The organism is Allorhizobium sp. NPDC080224 (genome assembly GCF_050281005.1).
Classification (GTDB): domain Bacteria; phylum Pseudomonadota; class Alphaproteobacteria; order Rhizobiales; family Rhizobiaceae; genus Allorhizobium.
In genome coordinates this window covers 2666294-2686576 of record NZ_JBNNWJ010000001.1, presented here as the reverse complement: position 1 = coordinate 2686576, position 20283 = coordinate 2666294, and the positions used below count along the sequence as shown (strand labels likewise).

Below are 20283 nucleotides of genomic sequence, written 5' to 3'. Positions count from 1 at the left end.
GCCTGATCCTAAGATGTTCGACGCCGCCTCCGGGCGGCGTCTTTCGTTTCAGGGTTTCGAGCGCTTCTGCTCGTCGACGAAATGGCGCAGGACCGCGTTGATGCGGGTCTGATAGCCCTTTCCGGTCGCCTGGAAGAAATCGATGATGTCGGGATCGAGGCGGATCGAGATCGCCTTCTTCTTGTCGGGGATGACCATCCTGGCCTTGGACCAGTCGATGTCCATGAAGTCCTTCCAATCGGGATCGTCGCGCATGGCCCGCTCGATATCTTCGTCGGTCATGGCATCGACGCGCGCCCAGTCAGTCTGGCTTTTTTCACCGCGCGCCCGCTTTTCCAAAATCTCAGCTATGGTAGTGCGCGTGATATTCTCTTCGCTCATTTCTTCTCGCAACGCGGGCGGATATGATCCGACAGACGTTTCCTCTCATGGTGTAGACGGCGGTAATCAACCGGCCGCTTTCCGGGCATGTCGCAAGAACCCGCAACTCACCGTTGGCTATGGTCTGGGTCTCAAGACGAGGTCCAGCCAGCGCTAAGACAACGTCATCGAAATCAATCCCATGCTTGTGGCGATTGCTGATCCGCTTCGCCTCGACCCACTCGAAGGCCCATTCTTCCTGCGGAATGTCGTCCAGGCTTCGCATGGCGGCTCTCGGGTGCTCGTGCTTAGAGTGTATATACAAACGTCTTGATGTACAACCGCTGTGAATAACGGGCACTGCGTGCGAAAGCCTTGGCGCTGCGCTCAGGGCACGCCTATATGGAGGATCAGCTTCCCAGGGATACAGATGCGTTTTTCCAGCGACTTCCTCGACGAGATCCGTGACCGCGTGCCGATTTCGGCCGTGGTGGGCCGCCGCGTGACCTGGGATCGCAAGAAGACCAATGTGTCGCGTCAGGACTACTGGGCGTGCTGCCCCTTCCATGGCGAGAAGAGCCCGAGCTTTCACTGCGAAGATCGCAAGGGCCGCTATCACTGCTTCGGCTGCGGTGTGTCCGGCGATCACTTCCGTTTCCTGACCGATCTTGAAGGCCTGAGCTTCGTCGAAGCCGTTCAGCAGGTCGCTGATATGGCCGGGATTGCCATGCCGCAGCCCGATCCTCAGGCGGAGCGGCGCGAGCGGGAGCGCACGACACTGCAGGACGTCATGGAGATGGCGACGCAGTTCTTCCAGGATCAGCTGCAGACGGCGAGTGGCGCGCGAGCGAGGGCTTACTTACGAGAGCGTGGTCTCTCGGGGCGTACGATCGAGACGTTCAGGCTCGGCTATGCGCCGGAAAGTCGCAATGCGCTGAAAGAATATCTGGCGTCCAGGGGGGTGCCGAAGGAGCAGATCGAAGCCTGCGGGCTCGTCGTGCATGGCCCTGATATCCCGGTCTCCTATGATCGCTTCCGCGATCGTATCATGTTCCCGATCCTGTCGTCGCGCGACAAGGTCATCGCCTTTGGCGGGCGCGCCATGGCGGCCGATGCGATGGCGAAGTATCTCAATTCCAACGAGACCGAGCTCTTTCACAAGGGCAATGTTCTCTACAATTTTTCCCGCGCTCGCCGTGCGATGCAGGGGGCTGACGGCGCCGATACCCTGATTGCTGTCGAAGGCTACATGGACGTGATCGCGCTCTATCAGGCCGGGATCGAGAATGCTGTCGCGCCGCTCGGCACGGCGCTAACCGAAAACCAGTTGCAGCTGATGTGGAAGACGACGCCGGTGCCGGTGCTTTGCTTCGACGGCGATGGAGCGGGGCAGCGGGCGGCGTTTCGCGCCGTCGATCTGGCTTTGCCGCACATCAAGCCGGGCCAGTCGCTCCGCTTTGCCATGCTGCCTGATGGCAAGGATCCGGATGATCTCGTCAAGCGCGATGGGCGCCAGCCTTTCGACCGTGTGCTGTCGGAGGCTCGTCCGCTCGCCGAAATGGTTTGGATGCGCGAAACGCAGGCCGGCGGCTTCGATACGCCGGAAAAGCGCGCCGAACTCGAAGCGAAGCTCAAGCAGATCGTCAACGTTATTGCCGACGAGAACGTGCGTCGCCACTATCAGCAGGATGTGCGTGACCGCCTCTATGCCTTCTTTAAGGGCAGTCAGCCCGGCCGCGGAGAACGTGGCAATTTCCAGGGCGGTGGCCGCGGACAGGGGCAGGATGGCCGAAATGGCGGCGGGCGTCCTCCCGGTCCCGTTGCCTCAAGCCGTGGCACGATTTCGGACCGGCTGGCGCGATCAGGCCTCGTGCGCGGCGCGCTCGATCAGCCGACGCTCAGGGAAAGCGTGCTGGCGCTGACCATCGTCAACCATCCGCAGTTGTTGGAGGGCGAGTATGATGAGGTCGCCGCGATCGATTACGAGCATGCGGGATTGCAGAAACTGTGGTCGTCGCTGCTGACGGCTGTTGCGGAAGCCGGTCCGTTGCTGAGCCGCGAAATCCTGATCCAGAAGCTTGAGGCCCACGGTCACGGCACGCTGCTGCGTGGTCTCGATCAGCAGATCCGCAATGCGAGGCTCTGGATCGCCACGGAAATTGCTGCGTCGGAGGATGCCCGTGAGGGCTATCGCCAGGCGCTTGCGCTTTACAAGCGGGCAAGGGCCTTGAAGCGTCAGCGCATGGAGTTGGAGCGGGAGATTGCCGAGGCGACCGAAACGGACGACGGCGCGCGCATCGAGCAGGTGATCAGCGCCTTGCATGAGGTGCAGCTCGAAGTGACGCGCATGGAAAACCAGGAAGCGATCATCGATGGCTTCGGCGTGATGTCTGGACGCGTCAAGGGACCAGCGACCGGGCACGGCTGATGTAATCGTTTGCATAAACCTGTTGCACTGCGGCGGCAAATGGGGGATTCAGGTCCTGTTCCATTGTTACCGGAAACAAGAGTGGCGCAGCACGAGTTCGATTTCATAGCCCGAAACGGGCGTAAGCTCCGCTCGTTCTGGCGCCTGCCGAATGCCGTCTGGTGGGTGGCAAGGATCGGAACCGCCGGCTATCCGCCGCGTATTCGCCGCAGGCTCGCGGTCACCAACATCATCGCAGCGATGGTCAGCCTGATGACCATTCCCTACGTACTGCTCTACGTTGCCTATGACTGGTATGGTCTGCTGCCGGCGATCATCGCCTTTTCTCCGCAGGTGATCTTCTACGCGCTGACGCCCTATTTTCACCGCTACGGACCGATTTCTGGGGCGCTCTATCTCTGTACTATCTGGCTGATCTTCGGGATCGGCTACTGCATGTTCTTCGGCCGGGACTCGGGGCTGCATTTCTATTTTCTGCCCGGGGCGGCGGCCTCCATGCTCGTCTTTGGAGCCGAGCGGCTATTGCTTTCGGCCTTTGTCACGATTGTCGGGCTGGCCGCCTTTCTTGCGACCGAGATCCTGTTCGTCGCGCCGCTCGATTTTATCCGGGTGGAGCCGATTTTTCTCAATACGCTCTATTATCTGACGGTACCCTTCGCCTTCCTGTTGATCTTTACCACCTCCTTCTTTGCCTTCAAGGAAGCCGCCCAGGCGGAGATGGCGCTGGAATCCGAGCATGAGTTTTCAGAGCGGCTGCTGCAGAATATTCTGCCGCAGGCCGTGGCAAGTCGGCTTCGTGATCAAAGGACGCAGGTCGTTGCTGATCAGATTCCCTCTGCCACCATCCTGTTTGCCGATATCGTCGATTTCACGCCGCGGGCGGCACGCTGGCAGCCGCAACAAGTCATCGCCTTCCTTGGGCGAGTCTTCTCGCACTTCGATGCGATTGCGACCGCTCATGGACTGGAGAAAATCAAGACTATTGGCGATGCCTACATGGTGGCCGGCGGCCTTCCCGAACCGAAGCCGGATCATGAGACAGCGGTCGCCCTGATGGCACTCGACATCATCGCCTGCTGTCGCAAGATTTCGGAGCAGGTGGGAGAGGTGGTCGAGGTTCGTATCGGCCTTGATACGGGGCCTGTGGTTGCCGGCGTGATCGGTCCCAACAAGCTCCTTTACGATGTCTGGGGCGATACGGTGAACACTGCGGCACATATGGAATCCCATGGCGTTGCCGGCCGCATCCAGGTTGCCGACTGCCTGAAGCAGAGATTGGAAAGCCGCTTTGATTTCGAACTGCGCGGGGACATCGATGTGAAGGGCAAGGGGTTGATGCGCGTCTGGTTCCTGACGGGTGTCAAGAGCGAGTCTCTGGCCGCAGCCTGACTCGGCGCTTGCGGGTTTTCCCTCTTGTTTCTCGGGGCCGACGTCCTACATTTGCGAAGATCGGTGATAAAGACGCCGTTGAACGGCTTGTTTTGTTGATTTTCCCCCTCGAGCCGCCAGAAAGGCTTGACGGCAGGAAAAATTGTGGGAATCACCAATCCAAGCACACAAGGGTGAAGTGGGTTCGGACGGATCTCTGGTATGATGACCGGTCATGCAGACAAACAAGTTTTTGGCGCTGCGACCGCAATGCCCATAGTTAAGCAGGAATTAAGCAACACTCCGTTAGGTCAGTGACAGCTATCCGCCCGGGTGAGTGGTTCGTCTCCCATTCCTCCGGCGGCAAGCCGCATGATCAGACGTCAGGGAAAGCGACAAGATAGATGGCATCGAAAGTCAAAGAAAACGAAGAAGCCGAAGGCGAACGCGACGGCGCGACGGACGGCCCGCTTCTCGATCTTTCCGATGACGCGGTCAAAAAGATGATCAAGGCCGCGAAAAAACGCGGCTATGTGACCATGGATGAGTTGAACTCGGTTCTGCCGTCGGAGGAAGTGACCTCCGAGCAGATCGAGGACACCATGGCCATGCTTTCCGACATGGGCATCAATGTCATCGAAGACGAAGACGTTGATGAAGCCCAGAGCGGGGAAGACGACGCCGAGGAAGAAGGCGAAAGCGAAGGCGGCGAATTGGCCCCGACGGCCGGTACGGCTGTTGCAACCGCCAAGAAGAAAGAGCCGACAGACCGCACCGACGATCCGGTGCGCATGTATCTGCGCGAAATGGGCTCCGTCGAGCTTCTGTCGCGCGAAGGCGAAATTGCGATCGCCAAGCGCATCGAGGCTGGCCGCGAGACGATGATCTCCGGCCTCTGTGAGAGCCCGCTGACCTTCCAGGCGCTGATCATCTGGCGCGACGAGTTGAACGAAGGCACGACGCTTCTGCGCGAGATCATTGATCTCGAAACCACCTATTCTGGTCCGGAAGCCAAGGCTGCTCCGCAGTTCCAGAGCCCGGAAAAGATCGAGGCCGACCGCAAGGCCGCCGAAGAGAAGGAAAAGGAGCGCGCCAAGCGCCGTCCGCAGGCCGCTTCCGGTGACGACGACGACATCACCGCCATTGGCGGTGAAGGCATGCCGCCGGAAGAAGAGGAAGAGGACGAGGACGAATCGAACCTGTCGCTGGCTGCGATGGAATCGGAACTGCGTCCTCAGGTCATGGAGACCCTCGACCTCATCGCCGACACCTACAAGAAGCTGCGCAAGCTGCAGGACCAGCAGGTGGAGGCACGTCTTGCCTGTGCGGGCACGCTGTCGTCCGGCCAGGAGCGTCGCTACAAGGAACTGAAGGATCAGCTGGTCACGGCGGTCAAGTCGCTGTCGCTTAATCAGAACCGCATCGACAGCCTTGTCGAGCAGCTCTACGACATCTCCAAGCGCCTGATGCAGAACGAGGGGCGCCTGCTGCGTCTCGCTGAAAGCTACGGCGTCAAGCGTGACTCGTTCCTCGAACAGTATCAGGGCGCTGAACTTGACCCGAACTGGATGAAGTCGATCGCCAATCTTTCGGCGCGTGGCTGGAAGGATTTCGCACGCGAGGAAAACCAGACGATCCGCGATATCCGCGGCGAGATCCAGAACCTTGCAACCGAAACCGGCATCTCGATCGCCGAATTCCGCCGTATCGTATCGATGGTCCAGAAGGGCGAGCGTGAAGCGCGTATCGCCAAGAAGGAAATGGTCGAGGCAAACCTGCGTCTCGTCATCTCGATCGCCAAGAAATACACGAACCGCGGCCTGCAGTTCCTTGACCTCATTCAGGAAGGCAATATCGGCCTGATGAAGGCGGTCGATAAGTTCGAATATCGCCGTGGTTACAAGTTCTCGACCTATGCGACCTGGTGGATTCGTCAGGCGATCACCCGCTCGATCGCCGACCAGGCCCGCACAATCCGTATTCCGGTGCATATGATCGAGACGATCAACAAGATCGTCCGCACATCGCGCCAGATGCTGCACGAAATCGGCCGCGAGCCGACGCCGGAAGAACTGGCCGAAAAGCTGGCCATGCCGCTCGAAAAGGTCCGCAAGGTCCTGAAGATCGCCAAGGAGCCGATCTCGCTCGAAACCCCCGTGGGTGACGAAGAGGATAGCCACCTCGGCGACTTCATCGAAGACAAGAATGCGCTTCTGCCGATCGACGCCGCCATCCAGGCGAACCTGCGCGAGACGACGACCCGCGTTCTCGCATCGCTTACGCCGCGTGAAGAACGCGTTTTGCGCATGCGCTTCGGCATCGGTATGAACACCGACCATACGCTCGAAGAAGTCGGCCAGCAGTTCTCGGTTACCCGTGAACGTATCCGTCAGATCGAGGCCAAGGCGCTCCGGAAGCTGAAGCATCCAAGCCGGTCGCGGAAGCTTCGGAGCTTCCTGGACAGCTGAGCTAGACATGGATGTTTGACATCAGGACCCGTCGGAGCGATCCGGCGGGTTTTTTGCGCCAGCAACGCACTGGAGCTTGTCGGTAAGGCTCTTTCGCCTTACTCTAGGTGAAGAAGGAGCGGGTCATGACAAAGCTCAGCATCACAGCCAAGGGACAGGTCACCCTCCGGAAGGAGGTTCTTCAACATCTCGGATTGCGGCCTGGAGACAAAGTCGCAGTCGACCTCTTGCCTGATGGTCGTGCAGCGCTGTCTGCGGTGCGATCCGAGAGGACCTTTGCTGATCTCGCCCAGATGCTTGAAGGGCGCACCAATGGCAGGAGCCTGTCCGTCGATGAATTGAATGAGGCGATCGCGTCTGCCGGTGCCCTTGCCGGAAAAGGTTCGGATCGTGTGCCATGAAAATCATGGCTGACACGAATGTGCTGGTGCGCGCCATCGTCGGCGATGATGTAGAGCAGTCGAAGGTCGCCCTCGATATGTTGACGGAAGCCGGTCTGGTTGCCATTTCCCCTCTGGCTCTTTGCGAGCTTGTCTGGGTTCTGGATCGGAGCTATGGCGTCCAGAGGGTCGACATCGCCCGAGTGGTTCGCAGTCTGCTTGAAACGAGCAACGTCGTCGTTGATCGTGCCCTGGCGCAGCACGGGCTTAACTTCCTCGAACAGGGTGGTGATTTCGCTGATGGCGTGATCGCCTTCTCCGGTCGGATGATGGGTGGTGAGGAGTTCGTCTCATTTGACCGGAAGGCCGTGCGTATCGTCGAGGCCAACGGTCAATCGGCACGATTGCTTTCCTGACACGCCTTTTTATCTCTTTGGGGATCGGCCTCCCTTTTTGCCGCAATCGTCGCTATGGATCGGATCATGACGGATACCAAGACGACAGGCTGGCGGCGCTTCGGTGGAGGGCTGACCCTTTCTCTGCTGCTGCACGGGCTTGCAGTGGCCGTCTTTCTGTTGAGTTTCGATACTCCGATTGAGCTTCCGCCGGAGGAGCAGGCGGTCGAGGTGACGCTGGTTGCGCCGCCGCCTGAACCTGAGCCTGAGGTCGAGCCGGTGCCTGCACCAGAGCCTGAGCCGGAGGTAACGGAGCCTCCGCCCGAAGAAACCGCAGAGGCCGAGCCGCCAGCACCCGAGCCGGAGCCGCCGGCACCGGAACCGGAAGTCGAACAGGAACCGCAGCCGGAACCCGTTGAGCAACCACCCGTGCCCGAACCGGAACTGCCCGACGCAGCGTCCGCGCCCATTCCCGTGCTGCGGCCGGTGGTGCGCTTTGGCGAGAGAGACAGCGGACCGGAACTCTCTCGCGGGACGGAGGCCGAGGTAGAGACCGCCGAGGAGGCTCAGACGCAGGAACAGGCGGACGAAGTCGCCGATGCCGCATCGACGCTGGCACAGCCCGAGATCACGCTGCCCGAGGCCCCGCCACTCGACGGAGTGCTGCCGGAGGCTGCCGCGGAGACCAATGAGGGTGAAGGCGAGGCTGCGGCCTCTGCCCAGGAGGAGCCGACGGACCCCGCCGTTGTCGCCGCCATCTCCGAAGCGCGGCTTGAACCGCGTGAGGTGACCGAGCTTTTCTCCTCGGCGATTTCTGGGGATCGGGCGGCGATGACGGCCATGGCCGGGCTGACGCGGCAGGAGCGCGGGGATCAGCTGTGCGGCACCGAACTCAGCCAGCAGCTTCGCAACGGCACACCTGCCTATGTGCCCTATTTCCTGCCCATCCTGCGCCTGCGGGAGGGTAATGTGGTCGACGTGCCGCTTGCGGCCTTCCGTGATGTCAACGGGTCCTGGATCAACATCGCCGTGCGCTGCGAGGTTGACGACGACGCGACCGAGGTCGTGCGCTTCTCGCTGTCGGTGGGCAAGGCGGTTCCGCGCTCGGAATGGGCGGAGCGCGGCTTTCCGGACAGCTGAGGCAGACGCGGTTACCCGAGCGCTTTCCGGATGACCGCCATGAAAATGCGGGCGCCGATGGCGGTCAGGTCATCCGGGTAGTCGTAGTCGGGATTGTGCAGGGCAGGGTGGTTCTCGCCGGCGCCCAGGAAGAACATGGCCGAGGGGCAGACGGCGCGCAGACGGCCAAAATCTTCCGATGCCCGCATGGGGAGGTTGCCTTCATCGAAGCGGATCCCTTCCGCCTGCAGTACTGCCTCCAGATGATCAACGGCTTCCTGCGCATTTTCGCAATGGAAGAAGATGTCGTGGTAGCTGATGCTGTGCTGAAGCCCGGCGGGCCGCACGGCCTCCGTCACGAGTGTTTCCGCCCTTTCGCAGAGATCGGCCATCCGATCGTCGATCAGGGTTCTCAACGTCACCCAGATTTCTGCATCACCCGGGGCAATCCCGAAGGCCTGTTCGCCAAGCGCGGCGTGGGTGACGGTGGCCAGCGTGAAATCCGTCGATGGCGGTGCACCATGCGAGAGAGCCGTCAGCTCCGGCATCAGGCGGGACATCGCGGCCATGGGGGAGATGCCGGTTTCCGGTTGGGAGGCGTGGGCGGTCTTGCCCGAAAGTCTGATCTTCATGCCGCGCGAGGCGCAGTTCACCGGGCCGCTCTTCAGCGCCACGGTGCCGAAGGAAAGACCCGGCATGTTGTGAAGCGAATAGGCGAAATCCGGCCGGATTTCCTCGAAACGCGGATCGGCGAGCACGGCTGCTGCCCCGCTCCCGTCTTCTTCTGCCGGTTGCCAGAGCAGCACCACGCGTCCCTTGCCGACGGGTTGCCGGGACAGGCCCCGAGCCAGCGCCAGAAGGATGGTCGAGTGACCGTCGTGGCCGCAGAGATGGCCCTTGCCGGCGATGGTCGAACGGTGGAAAGCTTCCGACTTCTCCTCGATCGGCAGGGCATCGAGCTCGGCGCGGATGAGAAGCGTAGGACCCGTCAGTCCGCTGTCGAAGACGGCCGCAACACCATGACCGCCGAGATCCGTGACGATCCGGGAGGGTCCGAGTGGCCGCAAGGCCTCGACCACGCGCCGGGCGGTTTCCCGCTCTTCGCCCGACACTTCCGGATAACGGTGCAGCTCGTGCCGAAAAGCCTGAAGCTCGATCACATCGCGGTTGGTCAGAAACATCGGTTCCTCCTCATGACATTCTGCATCCGGTCTATACCATCGCTGGTCGTCGCCCAAGGCGGAGCGGGCTCAAGATCACAGGATCAGCTTGACCGCGATGGCTGCCATGACGAGGGCGATCAAACCGTCGAGAACACGCCAGGCAACGGGCCTGGCGAACAAAGGGGCAAGCAGGCGCGCGCCATAACCCAGGCTGAAGAAGAAGGTGAAGGAAGCGGTCATTGCACCCAGCGCAAAGGCCGTCTCCTGTCCGGCATAGCGGGTTGAGATCGAGCCTAGCAGCACGACCGTGTCGAGATAGACATGCGGATTGAGCCAGGTGAAGGCGAGGCAAGTGAGAAAGGCGGCCTTGAGGCTCGTTGCGGTGGTTTCGCCCGTCCTGAGGCTGGCACCACCCACCCAGGCCGCATGGGCACTGCGTAGCGCATAGACGGTGAGAAAAGCGGCCCCGCCATAGCGCATCACCGGTTCCAGCCAGTCGAGGCGTGACAGAACCGTTGCAAAACCGGCGACGCCGAGCGCGATCAGGATAGCATCGGAGATCGCGCAGGTGAGTACCAGCGGCAGGACATGTTCCCGCCGCAGGCCCTGCCGCAAGATGAAGGCATTCTGCGCGCCGATCGCGACAATGAGGCTGAGACCGAGCAGGAAACCGGCGGTGGCGGCAGTGAACATGGCGAACTCCCATTGGCGACGCCGCTTTGACTAGTCGCCCTAGTCAAATTAGAACAGCTAATAAGTCTAATGCAGGATAAGGATTCCTGATGTTTAATCCCTCTCAGCTCGCCGCCCTGTCTGCCATTCTTCGGGCGGGCAGTTTCGAGCGGGCCGCGCAGATGCTGCATGTGACCCAATCGGCAATTTCACAGCGTCTGCGGCAGCTCGAGGAGCAGGTGGGCACGTCGCTCGTCATCCGCTCCCAGCCATGCCGGGCGACCGAGGCCGGCGAGCGCCTGTTTCGTCATGCCGAAGAGGTGCGTCTCCTGGAACAGGGGGTGCGCCGTGATCTCGGGCTTTCTGCGCACACAGGCGGCGACGCTGCCGGCTTCCCGACGCTGCGGCTTGCCGTCAATGCCGACAGCCTGGCCACCTGGTTCGTGGCTGCCATGCAGGATATCGAGGGTGTCTTGTTCGATCTCGTCATCGACGATCAGGATCACAGTGCCGATTGGTTGAAGCGCGGCGAGGTGCGGGCTGCGATCAGCGGCTCGGCCAAACCGGTCCAGGGATGCGATTGCCGACCACTCGGAACGCTGCGCTATCTGGCGACCGCAAGCCCTCGGTTCATGGCGCAATGGTTCGAGGGTGACAGGGTGACTGCGGCCAGCCTCGGCCGGGCTCCCGTCATCACCTTCAACTCCAAGGACCGGCTTCAGGTCCGCTGGGCGGAGGAGGTGCTGGGTGTCGCAACAACTGGTCCGTCGCATTGGCTGCCCTCCAGCCACGCCTTTGTCGATGCGGCCATTGCCGGCCTTGGCTGGGGCATGAACCCCGAACTGCTTGCCGGTGCCGCTCTTTCCGATGGACGTCTGCGGGAAGTTGTGCCGGGAAAGCCGCTCGACGTGCCGCTCTACTGGCATATCAGCCGCTCCGTGGCCGGCGCGATGAAACCGATCACCGAAACCGTGATCCGTGCATCCGCCCGCGTGTTGCGTCCAATTCCGTGACGCCTGGCCGCCCGGGGGCGGCATCTTGCTTCCCGCGCTGACAGGCCTATCTTGTCTGAGAAGAAGGAGAGGCCCATGTCCCTGAAAGAACAGACACTTGCCGTCATCGATGCCCTCAATCGGCATGACTTCGATAGGCTTCTCGCAATGTTCGAGGAGGAGGCGGTGCTCGACCTGCCGGATGGGATCCGGGTGATCGGCCATGCCTCCTTCCGGGACACGCTGGCCGCTTATGTTCTGCGCCATGGCATCACGCTGTCGGATCATGTCGTGATGACGGATGCCGCAGGCTTTCGCGTTGCGGTGGAATGTACGCTGAACGGTTCGGACCGGCGCGACGCCGAGGGCGGCGCCGAGGCCGATGAGGGGCCATATGCCCTGCCAGCCGTCCTTGTGCTAGAGCGCGAGAGCGATCTGTTCCTTCGGCTCAGCCTCTATGCGGGAACGCGTCCTTAAGCGAGGCGCTCTTCAGCCGGTGCCGAGATAGGCTTCCAAGACAGTCACGATCATCGCATGATCCTCTTCCGACTTCAGGCCGGAGACGGTGATGGCCGCGACGACGCCGGTGCCTTCCACACGGACCGGAAAGCTGCCGCCGTGATCGGCATAGTCCATGGGATCGAGCCCGATATCCGCTGATACACTGCGGCCACGGGCGCGATTGAGTTCGCCGACCCGAAGGGAGGCCTTGTGCATGCGCAGCGTCACATTGCTCTTGCGGCGCGCCCAGTGGTCATTGTCCGGCGAGGCGCCGGGCAGGGCGGCGTGAAACAGCGTGCGGTCGGAGGTGCGGATATCGATGACCACGGGCGCCTTCTGCGATAGTGCCAGGTCTACGAGACGCTGACCGATATCGAGCGCCACGTTTTCGTCGAAGCTCTTGAAAACGAGCAGGCTTTCCTGTCTCTCGATGGTTTCGATCAGGCTCATGATGGACGGTCCTCCGTTTGTCGGCGCGAGACTACAGAGGGTGGTCCGGATAGGCTAGGGGTGGCGCCCGGTTCTCCCCGCCGAAGCATAAAGGGATATTTGAAATGGCAATGCAGCGACTGGTGATCGCCACGCGCGGACAGGGGCTTTACGAGTTCACGGATGGCGCCCGCAGATTTCTTGCGGACAGCGGCGCTGACGAGGGTGTCCTGACGATCTTCGTGCGCCACACCTCTTGTTCGCTTCTGATCCAGGAAAACGCCGATCCCTCCGTTCAGGTCGATCTCAAGGCCTTTTTCCGCCGCCTCGTGCCACCGACGACGGATCCGGCGATGAACTACATCACCCATCGCGACGAGGGGCCGGATGACATGCCGGCGCATATCAAGGCGGCTCTTCTGCCGGTGTCACTCTCCGTTCCCTTTTCCGAGGGGCGCCTGTTGCTCGGAACATGGCAGGGCATCTATCTCTTCGAACACCGCGACAGCCCGCATCGCCGAGAGGTCATCCTTCATGTCTGAGGGGTCGCGGTGCATCTGCCATGGCAAGGTGAACCGTGCCTGAATGACGGATTCGGACTGCGTTCAGTGAGGCGCATCTACTCTCTCCTCAATCGCTCGTAACGGCGGGATGGAAACCAAGGCGCCGGGATGCGCCAGTCCTAGGAGAGAGAAAATGATCGGCATGCTTCGCAAAATCGGTCTCGCAGCCATCGTCTCGGTCATGGCGACCACGGGCCTTGCCGGCACGGCTTCGGCCGACAGCTTCGGCTGGGGTGTCTATATCGAAGGTCCCCGCCATGGCGGCCCCGGCTGGGATCGCCCCGGCCACCGCCCGGGTTGGGACCGTCCGGGCTGGGATGGGCCCCGTCGCGGTGAATGCCGTCCGCATCAGGCCGTGGAAAAGGCGCGCTGGAACGGTTTGCGCCGCGCCTTCGTCGCCGATGTGACGCCGCGGCGCGTGGTGGTGGCCGGTGTGCGTCACGGCGGTCGCGACCGGATGGTCTTCGCCAATGTCCGCGGCTGCCCGGTCATTCGCCACTGACGCCATGGCTGCGGAGCCGATCGGCTTTCGCCCGAACGCTTGAGCCTTGATCGCCCGCTGCCCGGGCCATGCAACAAGGGGCCAGACAAGACCCCGGCTGCATGGCCCGACCTTTTTTATATCGGTTGATCCCGATGCCTTGAAGACGCCCGAATCGATTGTCATATCAGCGTCAACCCGCTGGTCCGGGCCCCTCTGGCAAGAGCCTCCGGCGCTCTTGCGATGTCGGACCTTTTTCGACACCGCTGCCGGTCCAAGGACCAGTCCATGAGACACCACCACTCCATCCTGATTTCACCGGGTCGCTTCCCGGCGCTTGACGGCGTACATCCGCGCCCCGGCATGCCGAAGCCGCGTATTCGCCAGCCCATTCCGCATGGTCTGATGTCGGCAAGGTCGGAGACCATCCGATGATTGGTGACTGGATCGCATCGCTTTTTGCCGCATTTGTCATCGATTCTGTCGAAGCAGATATTCGCCAGAGGCTCGAGGAGATGCAGGCGCCCGTCCAGGTCGTTGCCCAGGTGGGTGACTGTCTTCGTACGACCGGCCCTGCGCTCGTCGACCGCGCCGGCGGAGATCTGTGGTGGGCCGCAATAACGGCGATAACCGTGACGACAGGGCTGACAAGCCCGGCGGAATTGCTCGATGCCGACAACCCGGCTTGCGCGCCCATCGCCAACTATCTCATCTCCGCTGAAGCGGAAGCCTGATTCCTGACCGAGGAGGAAAATCGATCCATGACACTGACCATTGTGAAGGCCGTCGCCCAATCCGCTCACCCGCATGAGGACGACGGCCTCGGCAGCATCCGTGCCCGCCGCAATCTGCTTGCCGGCTACTGGGCCGGGTCGCTGATCGGCTTTACCGGCGATGACCTCGGGCGCTACGCGCGCGATCTGCATGCGGTCGATCATGTGGTGACCGGCGACAGCGACGTGATCGCGCGGCTGTCGCGGGATCTGGCGACCGCCGGGCACTCGTTGAGCAAGACCGATATCGAGGCGGCGCTGCGCCGCTTTCATGCCCAGGCGCTGAAGGACACCGGCTGCACCGAATAGCAGCCGGCACCCTTCTTACATTGATCCTCCGATCTTGCGTTGTGTCCGGCGCAAGACGCGTTACACTTCGCTTGTCACCATAGACGGGCTTTGGGAGGAGCAAATCAATGAGACGCATGTGGCCGGAGGAGTTCAGTTCGTTGCTCGACGGTGCGGAGGAGGTCACACTGACCAGTCCGGCACGAACCCGTGAGGATGGTGCGCATAGTGAAGCGATCCGTCGCCAGGCACTCAAGGTGCGCCTGACGCAGGCCGACTTCGAGCGAATCTGGCCACTTGCGGAAGCGCGCTACCGCCTGCAGGGCCAGCGGAGCGGCAAAGCAATCACCCTGATCGTCAACAATCCCCACTATGGTCAATGGCACCCCGCCGACGGCGGCACGGTCGAAAGCGTCTCCGACGGCGGCCGTCCCTACTCGACACACTATGTCGTGGTGCATTTCCTGCTCGACGACGTTCGCGAGACGGCGGACGCCTGAAGATTGCGGTCACTAGACGGATCGTCTGTTTGGCCGGGCTACGATCTCTGACGGTTGCCGACCTTGCGCGGTCGGCAACTCCTTCTGTGTGCCACTCACCAATACATTGGAGGTGTCGAGCAACAGCATGGGGCTTGCCTCGGCCGCCTGCTGCATTGCCGCTTCCGTTTGCTCGTTAACGTTAAATTATGCATCTCTAAAAAGATCTTGCGCATAGATGCATTTGTGACTAACAGACCGTTAACGGCGCGGATGGCTGCTGCCGCATTCTCAGAGGTTCCCCTTATGTATGGTAATAAAGCGTTGTTCGCTGCTGCGGCAGTGACGGTTCTCTTCGGCTTGAATTCGGAAGCAGTGGCTAAGCAGACACGCGCTCAATTGGTTTCCATGGCGAACAGTGCCTGCGAAGCAGCACTCATGTCTGGTGACCTTGCGGCGCTGGAAAAGGTCCGGAAAGAATACAAATCGGTCGTTACCGCCTGTTCCGCTCGCGCATCCACAGCCGCAGCACCCGCTTCCCGTACCGGTTCTTCCGAAGGCGGCGCTCGCAGCGAAAGGTCATTTGTCGAGGCTGTCTTTGGTGGCTTTGGCGGAGGTGCCGCGGTCAACTCTGGCAGCGGTTCTGGTGCCACGGAGGTCGCTGACAATTCCAGCGGCGGGCAGGCGACCGATGACAGTACTGGCGGCCCAAATGACGGTGACGCTGGCGCAGACACTGGCACGGGTGGCGGCACCGAAAGCGGATCCGACGGCGGTGGCAATGCCCGCGGCGGCAACCGCGGCAACGGCGGTGGCAATGGCGGTGGCAATGGGACTGCTAATGAAGGCAATGCCGCCAAAAGCGACAACGCCCCCAGCGATGGCAATCGGGGTGTCGGCGGCGGCAATGGCGGCGGCAATGGAGTTGCCAGCGAAGGTCAGGCCGACAAGAGTGACTCCAACGACAACGGCAATAACAACAGCGGTAACAACGGCAAAAGCGAGAATGCCGGTGGAAACGGGAACGGACCTAAAAAGGACTGATATCAGTCTTTGAGTTTCGAGCTTTTGGGCCGGGGAACGAACACCCCGGCCTTTTTTCGAACTCATGTCGCTGGACGGGCGTTGGCATGTTCGCTCAGAAACTTGCCTGCTGCGCCATGTTCGAGCGGCCATCGCAAGGTTTGATATACTGACTTGCATATGAGTAAGGCATCACCTTCAGCTTGGCACTCAGACCGCCATTGGCTTCCAGCCACTTATGCACCCATTTGGGGTATTTCTTCATCATGAAGTTCGCCGCAACCTGGTTGCCTCGTCGATCGCTGCCGAACGGCAGGTGGAACCCGAACTTGGCTGCAGTGGTAATGCATGTCTGGGCTTTGTTGAGCCCGAGGTAGATGGTGCAGGCGGAATCACAGCGCCCAGCGAACTTTACCAGACGCCGAGACTTTTCCATTTTCAGCATATCGATCGCATAGTCGATCACGTAGCCGCCGCGGTCGTGACGGATCACATGCTCATTGCCCGTGCGTGGCACAGCGTTGGCGTTGAAAGCCGACAGAGAGAGAGCGACCGCGGTCAGTGTCAGGCTGAATTTCGAAATGGTCATAGGTGCCTCCGTTGAAGACACTTTGGACACAGAGCGCTGAACTTCAGATCAAACTGACAGTTACAATTTTAGACAGTGCTCGGTTTTGCCGCCGCTGCGAGGCAATCCGCGATGTGCCCCGGAGCGAGAAAGGGGCTGCACGATATTCAGGCAGCCGGACGGGGCAATGGGTTTTTGGTGGGCCCGGAGGGCCTGCCGAACTCAAATAATTTCAACCTGCTACATGCACATGGGGCAAAAACCAGATTTGAGGAAAATCAAAGACTTAAGATTTTGACTGTCCCACTTTTTTGGGTCGAATTCAGTGCGTTTCCCGCGCTTGCACGGAGGGTGGTATGAGTGCCCGTCGTCCATTCCGCGAAGTAAAGTTGCAGTGGCTCCAGCAGCTGAGCTGCGACAAGGATCTGAGCGACAACGCTCGGTCGATCGCTTTATACATCGTCACCACGCACATGAACGGCCACACCGAGAAGGCGTGGCCGTCCTATCAAACGATTGCCGACGCGACCGGCAAGAGCGTCAAGACCATCCAGCGTGCGATCCGGGAACTCGAAGACAAAGAGTGGTTCGACGTCCGGCGCGGGAATGGCATAGGGCACAATACAGAATATCGTCCCTCAGCATTGTCGATCGTACGAGCATCCGAGGCACGTGAAAAGACGGACAGAATTGTCACCCTTCGAAGGAGCGAAGGAGGGCAGATCCGTCCCCAAAGGCAGTCAGATATGTCCGGCGAAGGCGGTCAAATATGTCCACCGAATCCAGAGAAAGAAAATATATATAAACCTAACGCGCGCGAGGAGCGCTCGTTATCCGCCAATCGGTTACCTGCGGTGCCCGCCATTTTCGTGGCGGACACCAAAATCGAGCAATTGCACCAATGGCAAAAATGGCTGGATTCTTGTGGTCTCGGAAGGCTCGATACACTGTGCGCTCGCGCGACGGTCAACGGGCAAACAGGCTATCGTCTGCCGGGTCACTGGCCTCCTGCTGAAACGGATCCGAATTCAGGGAGCTGGATTAGTTTCTTCAGCCGCCGACGCGCCGGCGTAGCCGAGCGTCGCGATGGTAGCTGCGATGCACAGCCAAGAGGCAGCGAATTAAGTCCAATTCTCTCCCGTGCTATAGGTGCGCTATGAGGATCACAGCAAGGCGCACCCTCCGCGAACATGTCGACCGGCTTCCTGACAACAAGGGGCAGCCCGCTGTGATGGCCGCGCTTGATGCGTGATTCGACGAAGTTAGCAAGGCGCAATGGACTAGTTCCGCGGACGTGAAGCGACTGTATGCAACTGCAAGCATCGTCAGCGCGGAACGGATCGTCTTCAACATCAAAGGCAACGATCATCGATTGGTTGTCGCGGCAGATTTTGAAAAAGGCATCGTCTGGATCAAGTGGATCGGGATGCACAAGGCATACGACCAGATCGATGTGAAGGAGATCGAACATGGCAGCTGATCTGAAGCCCATCCGATCAGAACGGGATTACGACGCAGCTCTTGCTGAGGTCGAAACCTTGTGGGGAGCAAAAGCTGGCACTCCAGAGGGAGACCGGTTGGATATTCTGGCGACCCTCATCGACGCTTACGAGGCAAAAACATATCCCATGGATCCCCCAGATCCGGTGGAAGCGATCCGTTTTAGGATGGAGCAGCAGGGTTTGACCCGCAAGGACCTCGAACCGATGATTGGGCCGCGTAACCGTGTAGCAGATGTCCTGAACCGCAAGCGAAGCCTGTCGATCGACATGATCCGCAAACTTCACGACCGATTGGGTATATCTGCAGAAGTCCTGATCAGGCCGAGTAGTGGCAAGGTCGCCTGAGCGGGTTCTGTTTCGCTAACAATTTCTTCTCGGCGTGTACCAACACATCAGTCCCACTGACTGACGTGTAGGCAGTCGGGAAGGGCCCGTGTGATAATGGGCGTCGCCCTTGCCATTCAAGACAGCTGCACGAAATGCCCCTCGCTGACTTCGCGGTACTCGCGGCGGGGCGGTGTATAGCCGATTGGCCGCACCGGGCTTTTCAATTCGTCGATGGCCGCGCTGCGCCTCAGGCCACGGCGCTCGGGATCGGGAATCGGCACGGCTGCCAACAGCTTTTTTGTGTAGTCATGCTGCGGGTTGTCGAAGATCGCGGCGCGGGGGCCGATCTCAACGATTTCGCCCAGATACATGACAGCAACCCGGTGGCTGATCCGCTCGACCACAGCCATGTCATGGCTAATGAACAGGAAGGCGAGATTGAATTCTTCCTGCAGGTCCATCAGCAAGTTGCACACCTGTGCCTTGATCGAGACATCAAGCGCCGACACGCTTTCGTCGGCCACGATGACTTTCGGATTAAGCGATAGAGCGCGGGCGATCGCGATGCGTTGGCGCTGGCCGCCCGAAAACTCATGCGGATAACGATCCATCATCTCCGGGGTAAGGCCAACTTTGCGGAGAAGATCGGCGGCTTTGGCCTGAGCTTCCTGCCGCGTCCCCAGTCGGTGCTTGAGGTAAGGCTCTGCGATGGCGGCACCGACCGTCATGCGCGGATTCAGACTCGAAAACGGGTCCTGAAAGATCATCTGCACGCTGCGGCGCATCGCGCGCAGGCTTGGCTGGTCGAGTGAGAGGACATTGTAGCCGTCGAGATGGACTTCCCCACTCTCAGGCTCGACGAGACGCGTAATGGAACGTCCTGTGGTCGACTTGCCGCAACCGCTTTCGCCGACGATTGAAAGGGTTTCTCCCTGGAAGAGGTCGAACGAAACCCCCTCAACCGCATGAACCGCACCTGTTTGCCGACCGAAGAGCCCGCTGCGGATCGGGAAGCGTGTCACGAGGTTCTTGACCGCGAGCACTGGCGTCTTGCCGACATCGACAGTGTTCGCCACTTCGGTCGGCTCGTTTGCCAGACCCGAACCGATGTCGATGATTGGAAACCGCAGCGGCCAGGCACGATCCTGCATCGAGCCGAGCTTTGGGACAGCAGCAAGCAATGCGCGCGTGTAAGGGTGCTCGCCGCGGTGGAAAACCTCAGCCGTTGGTCCTTGCTCGACCACGTCGCCACGCAGCATGACGATGGTACGGTCGGCGATCTCAGCTACCACGCCCATGTCGTGGGTGATGAAGAGAACGGACATGCCCTCTTCCTCTTGCAGCTCTTTGATCAAGTCAAGAATCTGGCCCTGGATTGTCACGTCAAGCGCCGTTGTCGGTTCGTCGGCGATCAAAAGATTTGGGCGCGAAGCCAGCGCCATGGCAATCATCACGCGTTGTCGCATGCCCCCGGAAAACTGATGCGGATAATCGGCGAAACGGTTTGCCGCATTGGGAATGCGCACCTTGTCCAGCATGCGGATCGTCTCGGCACGGGCTTCGATTCTTGTCATGCCCTTGTGCCGCGTCAACACTTCCGAGATTTGCCGTCCGATCGTGAAGATCGGATTGAGGCTGGTCATCGGCTCCTGGAAAATCATTGCCGCCGCATTGCCACGGACAGCTTGCATATCCTTTTCAGTCAGCGCCAGAATGTCATGCCCGTTCAGCCAGATGCGTCCCTCGACGCGACTTTGTGCACGGGCCAGAAGACGCATGATCGACAGCGAGGTGACGCTCTTGCCGGAGCCGGATTCGCCGACAATGGCGACGGTTTCTCCAGGTTTCACGTCGAAGGAAATATTGCGTACGACCGTCCGCCACTGGCCATCGACGAGGAAAGACGTTGTCAGGTCCTCGACGGAGAGAACGGCTGATGTCTCGATCTTTGCGGCAGCTGTTGTTATGGCGTTCATGGCTTTGCGGGTCCGATACTTGACGTGT

The 20283-nt window shown here is 60.5% G+C and carries 25 protein-coding genes; 18 read left to right on the top strand and 7 right to left on the bottom strand.

Features of this window, described 5'->3' with window-relative positions; all coding sequences use genetic code 11:
* Positions 1-48 precede the first annotated feature (48 nt).
* Positions 49-381 carry a BrnA antitoxin family protein gene (locus tag ACQKP1_RS13290; protein WP_006725541.1) on the bottom strand — a complete coding sequence of 111 codons (333 nt, stop codon included), beginning with the start codon at positions 379-381 and terminating at the stop codon, positions 49-51.
* Positions 344-646 carry a BrnT family toxin gene (locus tag ACQKP1_RS13285; protein ID WP_427275605.1) on the bottom strand — a complete coding sequence of 101 codons (303 nt, stop codon included), beginning with the start codon at positions 644-646 and terminating at the stop codon, positions 344-346. Before ACQKP1_RS13285 ends, ACQKP1_RS13290 begins: the two co-directional genes overlap by 38 nt.
* 144 nt (positions 647-790) lie before the next feature.
* Here ACQKP1_RS13285 and dnaG point away from each other — a divergent pair, with 144 nt between their 5' ends.
* The 6 genes from dnaG (at position 791) to ACQKP1_RS13255 (ending at position 8539) form a co-directional block, all read left to right on the top strand.
* A complete protein-coding gene (dnaG, locus tag ACQKP1_RS13280; RefSeq protein ID WP_427275604.1) occupies positions 791-2788 on the top strand; it encodes a DNA primase in 1998 nt (665 codons plus the stop codon).
* A gap of 81 nt (positions 2789-2869) precedes the next feature.
* Positions 2870-4177 carry an adenylate/guanylate cyclase domain-containing protein gene (locus ACQKP1_RS13275; RefSeq protein WP_427275603.1) on the top strand — a complete coding sequence of 436 codons (1308 nt, stop codon included), beginning with the start codon at positions 2870-2872 and terminating at the stop codon, positions 4175-4177.
* Between the two features lie 383 nt (positions 4178-4560).
* Complete coding sequence (gene rpoD, locus ACQKP1_RS13270) at positions 4561-6624, top strand: RNA polymerase sigma factor RpoD (protein ID WP_203016825.1); 2064 nt, start codon at positions 4561-4563, stop codon at positions 6622-6624.
* A 125-nt stretch (positions 6625-6749) separates the two neighbouring features.
* Complete coding sequence (locus ACQKP1_RS13265) at positions 6750-7025, top strand: AbrB/MazE/SpoVT family DNA-binding domain-containing protein (protein ID WP_427275602.1); 276 nt, start codon at positions 6750-6752, stop codon at positions 7023-7025.
* Entirely contained in the window at positions 7022-7420 is a 399-nt protein-coding gene (locus tag ACQKP1_RS13260) for a type II toxin-antitoxin system VapC family toxin (RefSeq protein ID WP_427275601.1), read from the top strand. The genes ACQKP1_RS13265 and ACQKP1_RS13260 overlap by 4 nt, the downstream gene beginning before the upstream one ends.
* 66 nt (positions 7421-7486) lie before the next feature.
* A complete protein-coding gene (locus ACQKP1_RS13255; protein WP_427275600.1) occupies positions 7487-8539 on the top strand; it encodes a DUF930 domain-containing protein in 1053 nt (350 codons plus the stop codon).
* Positions 8540-8550: 11 nt separating this feature from the next.
* Here ACQKP1_RS13255 and ACQKP1_RS13250 read toward each other — a convergent pair whose 3' ends face one another.
* Both ACQKP1_RS13250 and ACQKP1_RS13245 read right to left on the bottom strand, forming a co-directional pair.
* Positions 8551-9699 (bottom strand): amidohydrolase, encoded by a 1149-nt coding sequence (locus ACQKP1_RS13250; protein WP_427275599.1) that lies wholly within the window; start codon positions 9697-9699, stop codon positions 8551-8553.
* A gap of 75 nt (positions 9700-9774) precedes the next feature.
* Complete coding sequence (locus ACQKP1_RS13245) at positions 9775-10374, bottom strand: LysE/ArgO family amino acid transporter (RefSeq protein ID WP_427275598.1); 600 nt, start codon at positions 10372-10374, stop codon at positions 9775-9777.
* 89 nt (positions 10375-10463) lie between these two features.
* On the opposite strand from ACQKP1_RS13245, the gene ACQKP1_RS13240 reads away from it, so the two are divergent.
* Together ACQKP1_RS13240 and ACQKP1_RS13235 are read left to right on the top strand one after the other, a co-directional pair.
* Positions 10464-11366 carry a LysR family transcriptional regulator ArgP gene (locus ACQKP1_RS13240; protein ID WP_427275597.1) on the top strand — a complete coding sequence of 301 codons (903 nt, stop codon included), beginning with the start codon at positions 10464-10466 and terminating at the stop codon, positions 11364-11366.
* Positions 11367-11441: 75 nt separating this feature from the next.
* The gene (locus ACQKP1_RS13235; protein WP_203016811.1) at positions 11442-11822 is read left to right on the top strand and encodes a YybH family protein; all 381 of its coding nucleotides are present in this window, start codon (positions 11442-11444) and stop codon (positions 11820-11822) included.
* Positions 11823-11834: 12 nt separating this feature from the next.
* Here ACQKP1_RS13235 and ACQKP1_RS13230 read toward each other — a convergent pair whose 3' ends face one another.
* Positions 11835-12296 (bottom strand): heme-degrading domain-containing protein, encoded by a 462-nt coding sequence (locus ACQKP1_RS13230; protein ID WP_203016809.1) that lies wholly within the window; start codon positions 12294-12296, stop codon positions 11835-11837.
* Positions 12297-12400: 104 nt separating this feature from the next.
* On the opposite strand from ACQKP1_RS13230, the gene ACQKP1_RS13225 reads away from it, so the two are divergent.
* The 7 genes from ACQKP1_RS13225 (at position 12401) to ACQKP1_RS13195 (ending at position 15903) form a co-directional block, all read left to right on the top strand.
* The gene (locus ACQKP1_RS13225) at positions 12401-12817 is read left to right on the top strand and encodes a secondary thiamine-phosphate synthase enzyme YjbQ (protein ID WP_203016808.1); all 417 of its coding nucleotides are present in this window, start codon (positions 12401-12403) and stop codon (positions 12815-12817) included.
* 154 nt (positions 12818-12971) lie between these two features.
* On the top strand, positions 12972-13340 hold the full coding sequence (locus ACQKP1_RS13220; RefSeq protein ID WP_425958871.1) for a hypothetical protein: 369 nt from the start codon (positions 12972-12974) through the stop codon (positions 13338-13340).
* 267 nt (positions 13341-13607) lie between these two features.
* Positions 13608-13754 carry a hypothetical protein gene (locus ACQKP1_RS13215; protein WP_427275596.1) on the top strand — a complete coding sequence of 49 codons (147 nt, stop codon included), beginning with the start codon at positions 13608-13610 and terminating at the stop codon, positions 13752-13754.
* Positions 13751-14053 carry a hypothetical protein gene (locus tag ACQKP1_RS13210; protein WP_427275595.1) on the top strand — a complete coding sequence of 101 codons (303 nt, stop codon included), beginning with the start codon at positions 13751-13753 and terminating at the stop codon, positions 14051-14053. Before ACQKP1_RS13215 ends, ACQKP1_RS13210 begins: the two co-directional genes overlap by 4 nt.
* 27 nt (positions 14054-14080) lie before the next feature.
* The gene (locus ACQKP1_RS13205) at positions 14081-14401 is read left to right on the top strand and encodes an ATPase inhibitor subunit zeta (protein WP_427275594.1); all 321 of its coding nucleotides are present in this window, start codon (positions 14081-14083) and stop codon (positions 14399-14401) included.
* Positions 14402-14508: 107 nt separating this feature from the next.
* Positions 14509-14880, top strand: a complete 372-nt coding sequence (locus ACQKP1_RS13200) for a hypothetical protein (RefSeq protein WP_203016803.1) — start codon at positions 14509-14511, stop codon at positions 14878-14880.
* 54 nt (positions 14881-14934) lie between these two features.
* Entirely contained in the window at positions 14935-15903 is a 969-nt protein-coding gene (locus tag ACQKP1_RS13195) for a hypothetical protein (protein ID WP_427275593.1), read from the top strand.
* A 94-nt stretch (positions 15904-15997) separates the two neighbouring features.
* Here the strand turns inward: ACQKP1_RS13195 and ACQKP1_RS13190 are convergent, their stop codons facing one another.
* Positions 15998-16471: a hypothetical protein gene (locus ACQKP1_RS13190; protein WP_203016799.1), complete on the bottom strand. Its 474-nt coding sequence runs from the start codon at positions 16469-16471 to the stop codon at positions 15998-16000.
* 335 nt (positions 16472-16806) lie between these two features.
* Between ACQKP1_RS13190 and ACQKP1_RS13185 the strand changes: the two genes are divergently transcribed.
* The 3 genes from ACQKP1_RS13185 to ACQKP1_RS13175 all read left to right on the top strand — a co-directional run bounded on the left by ACQKP1_RS13185 (position 16807) and on the right by ACQKP1_RS13175 (position 18297).
* Positions 16807-17610 (top strand): helix-turn-helix domain-containing protein, encoded by an 804-nt coding sequence (locus ACQKP1_RS13185; RefSeq protein ID WP_427275592.1) that lies wholly within the window; start codon positions 16807-16809, stop codon positions 17608-17610.
* 134 nt (positions 17611-17744) lie between these two features.
* A complete protein-coding gene (locus ACQKP1_RS13180) occupies positions 17745-17930 on the top strand; it encodes a type II toxin-antitoxin system HigB family toxin (RefSeq protein WP_427275591.1) in 186 nt (61 codons plus the stop codon).
* Positions 17920-18297, top strand: a complete 378-nt coding sequence (locus ACQKP1_RS13175) for a helix-turn-helix domain-containing protein (protein WP_427275590.1) — start codon at positions 17920-17922, stop codon at positions 18295-18297. The genes ACQKP1_RS13180 and ACQKP1_RS13175 overlap by 11 nt, the downstream gene beginning before the upstream one ends.
* A 116-nt stretch (positions 18298-18413) precedes the next feature.
* Here the strand turns inward: ACQKP1_RS13175 and ACQKP1_RS13170 are convergent, their stop codons facing one another.
* Positions 18414-20255 carry an ABC transporter ATP-binding protein gene (locus ACQKP1_RS13170; protein WP_427275589.1) on the bottom strand — a complete coding sequence of 614 codons (1842 nt, stop codon included), beginning with the start codon at positions 20253-20255 and terminating at the stop codon, positions 18414-18416.
* Positions 20256-20283 lie beyond the last annotated feature (28 nt).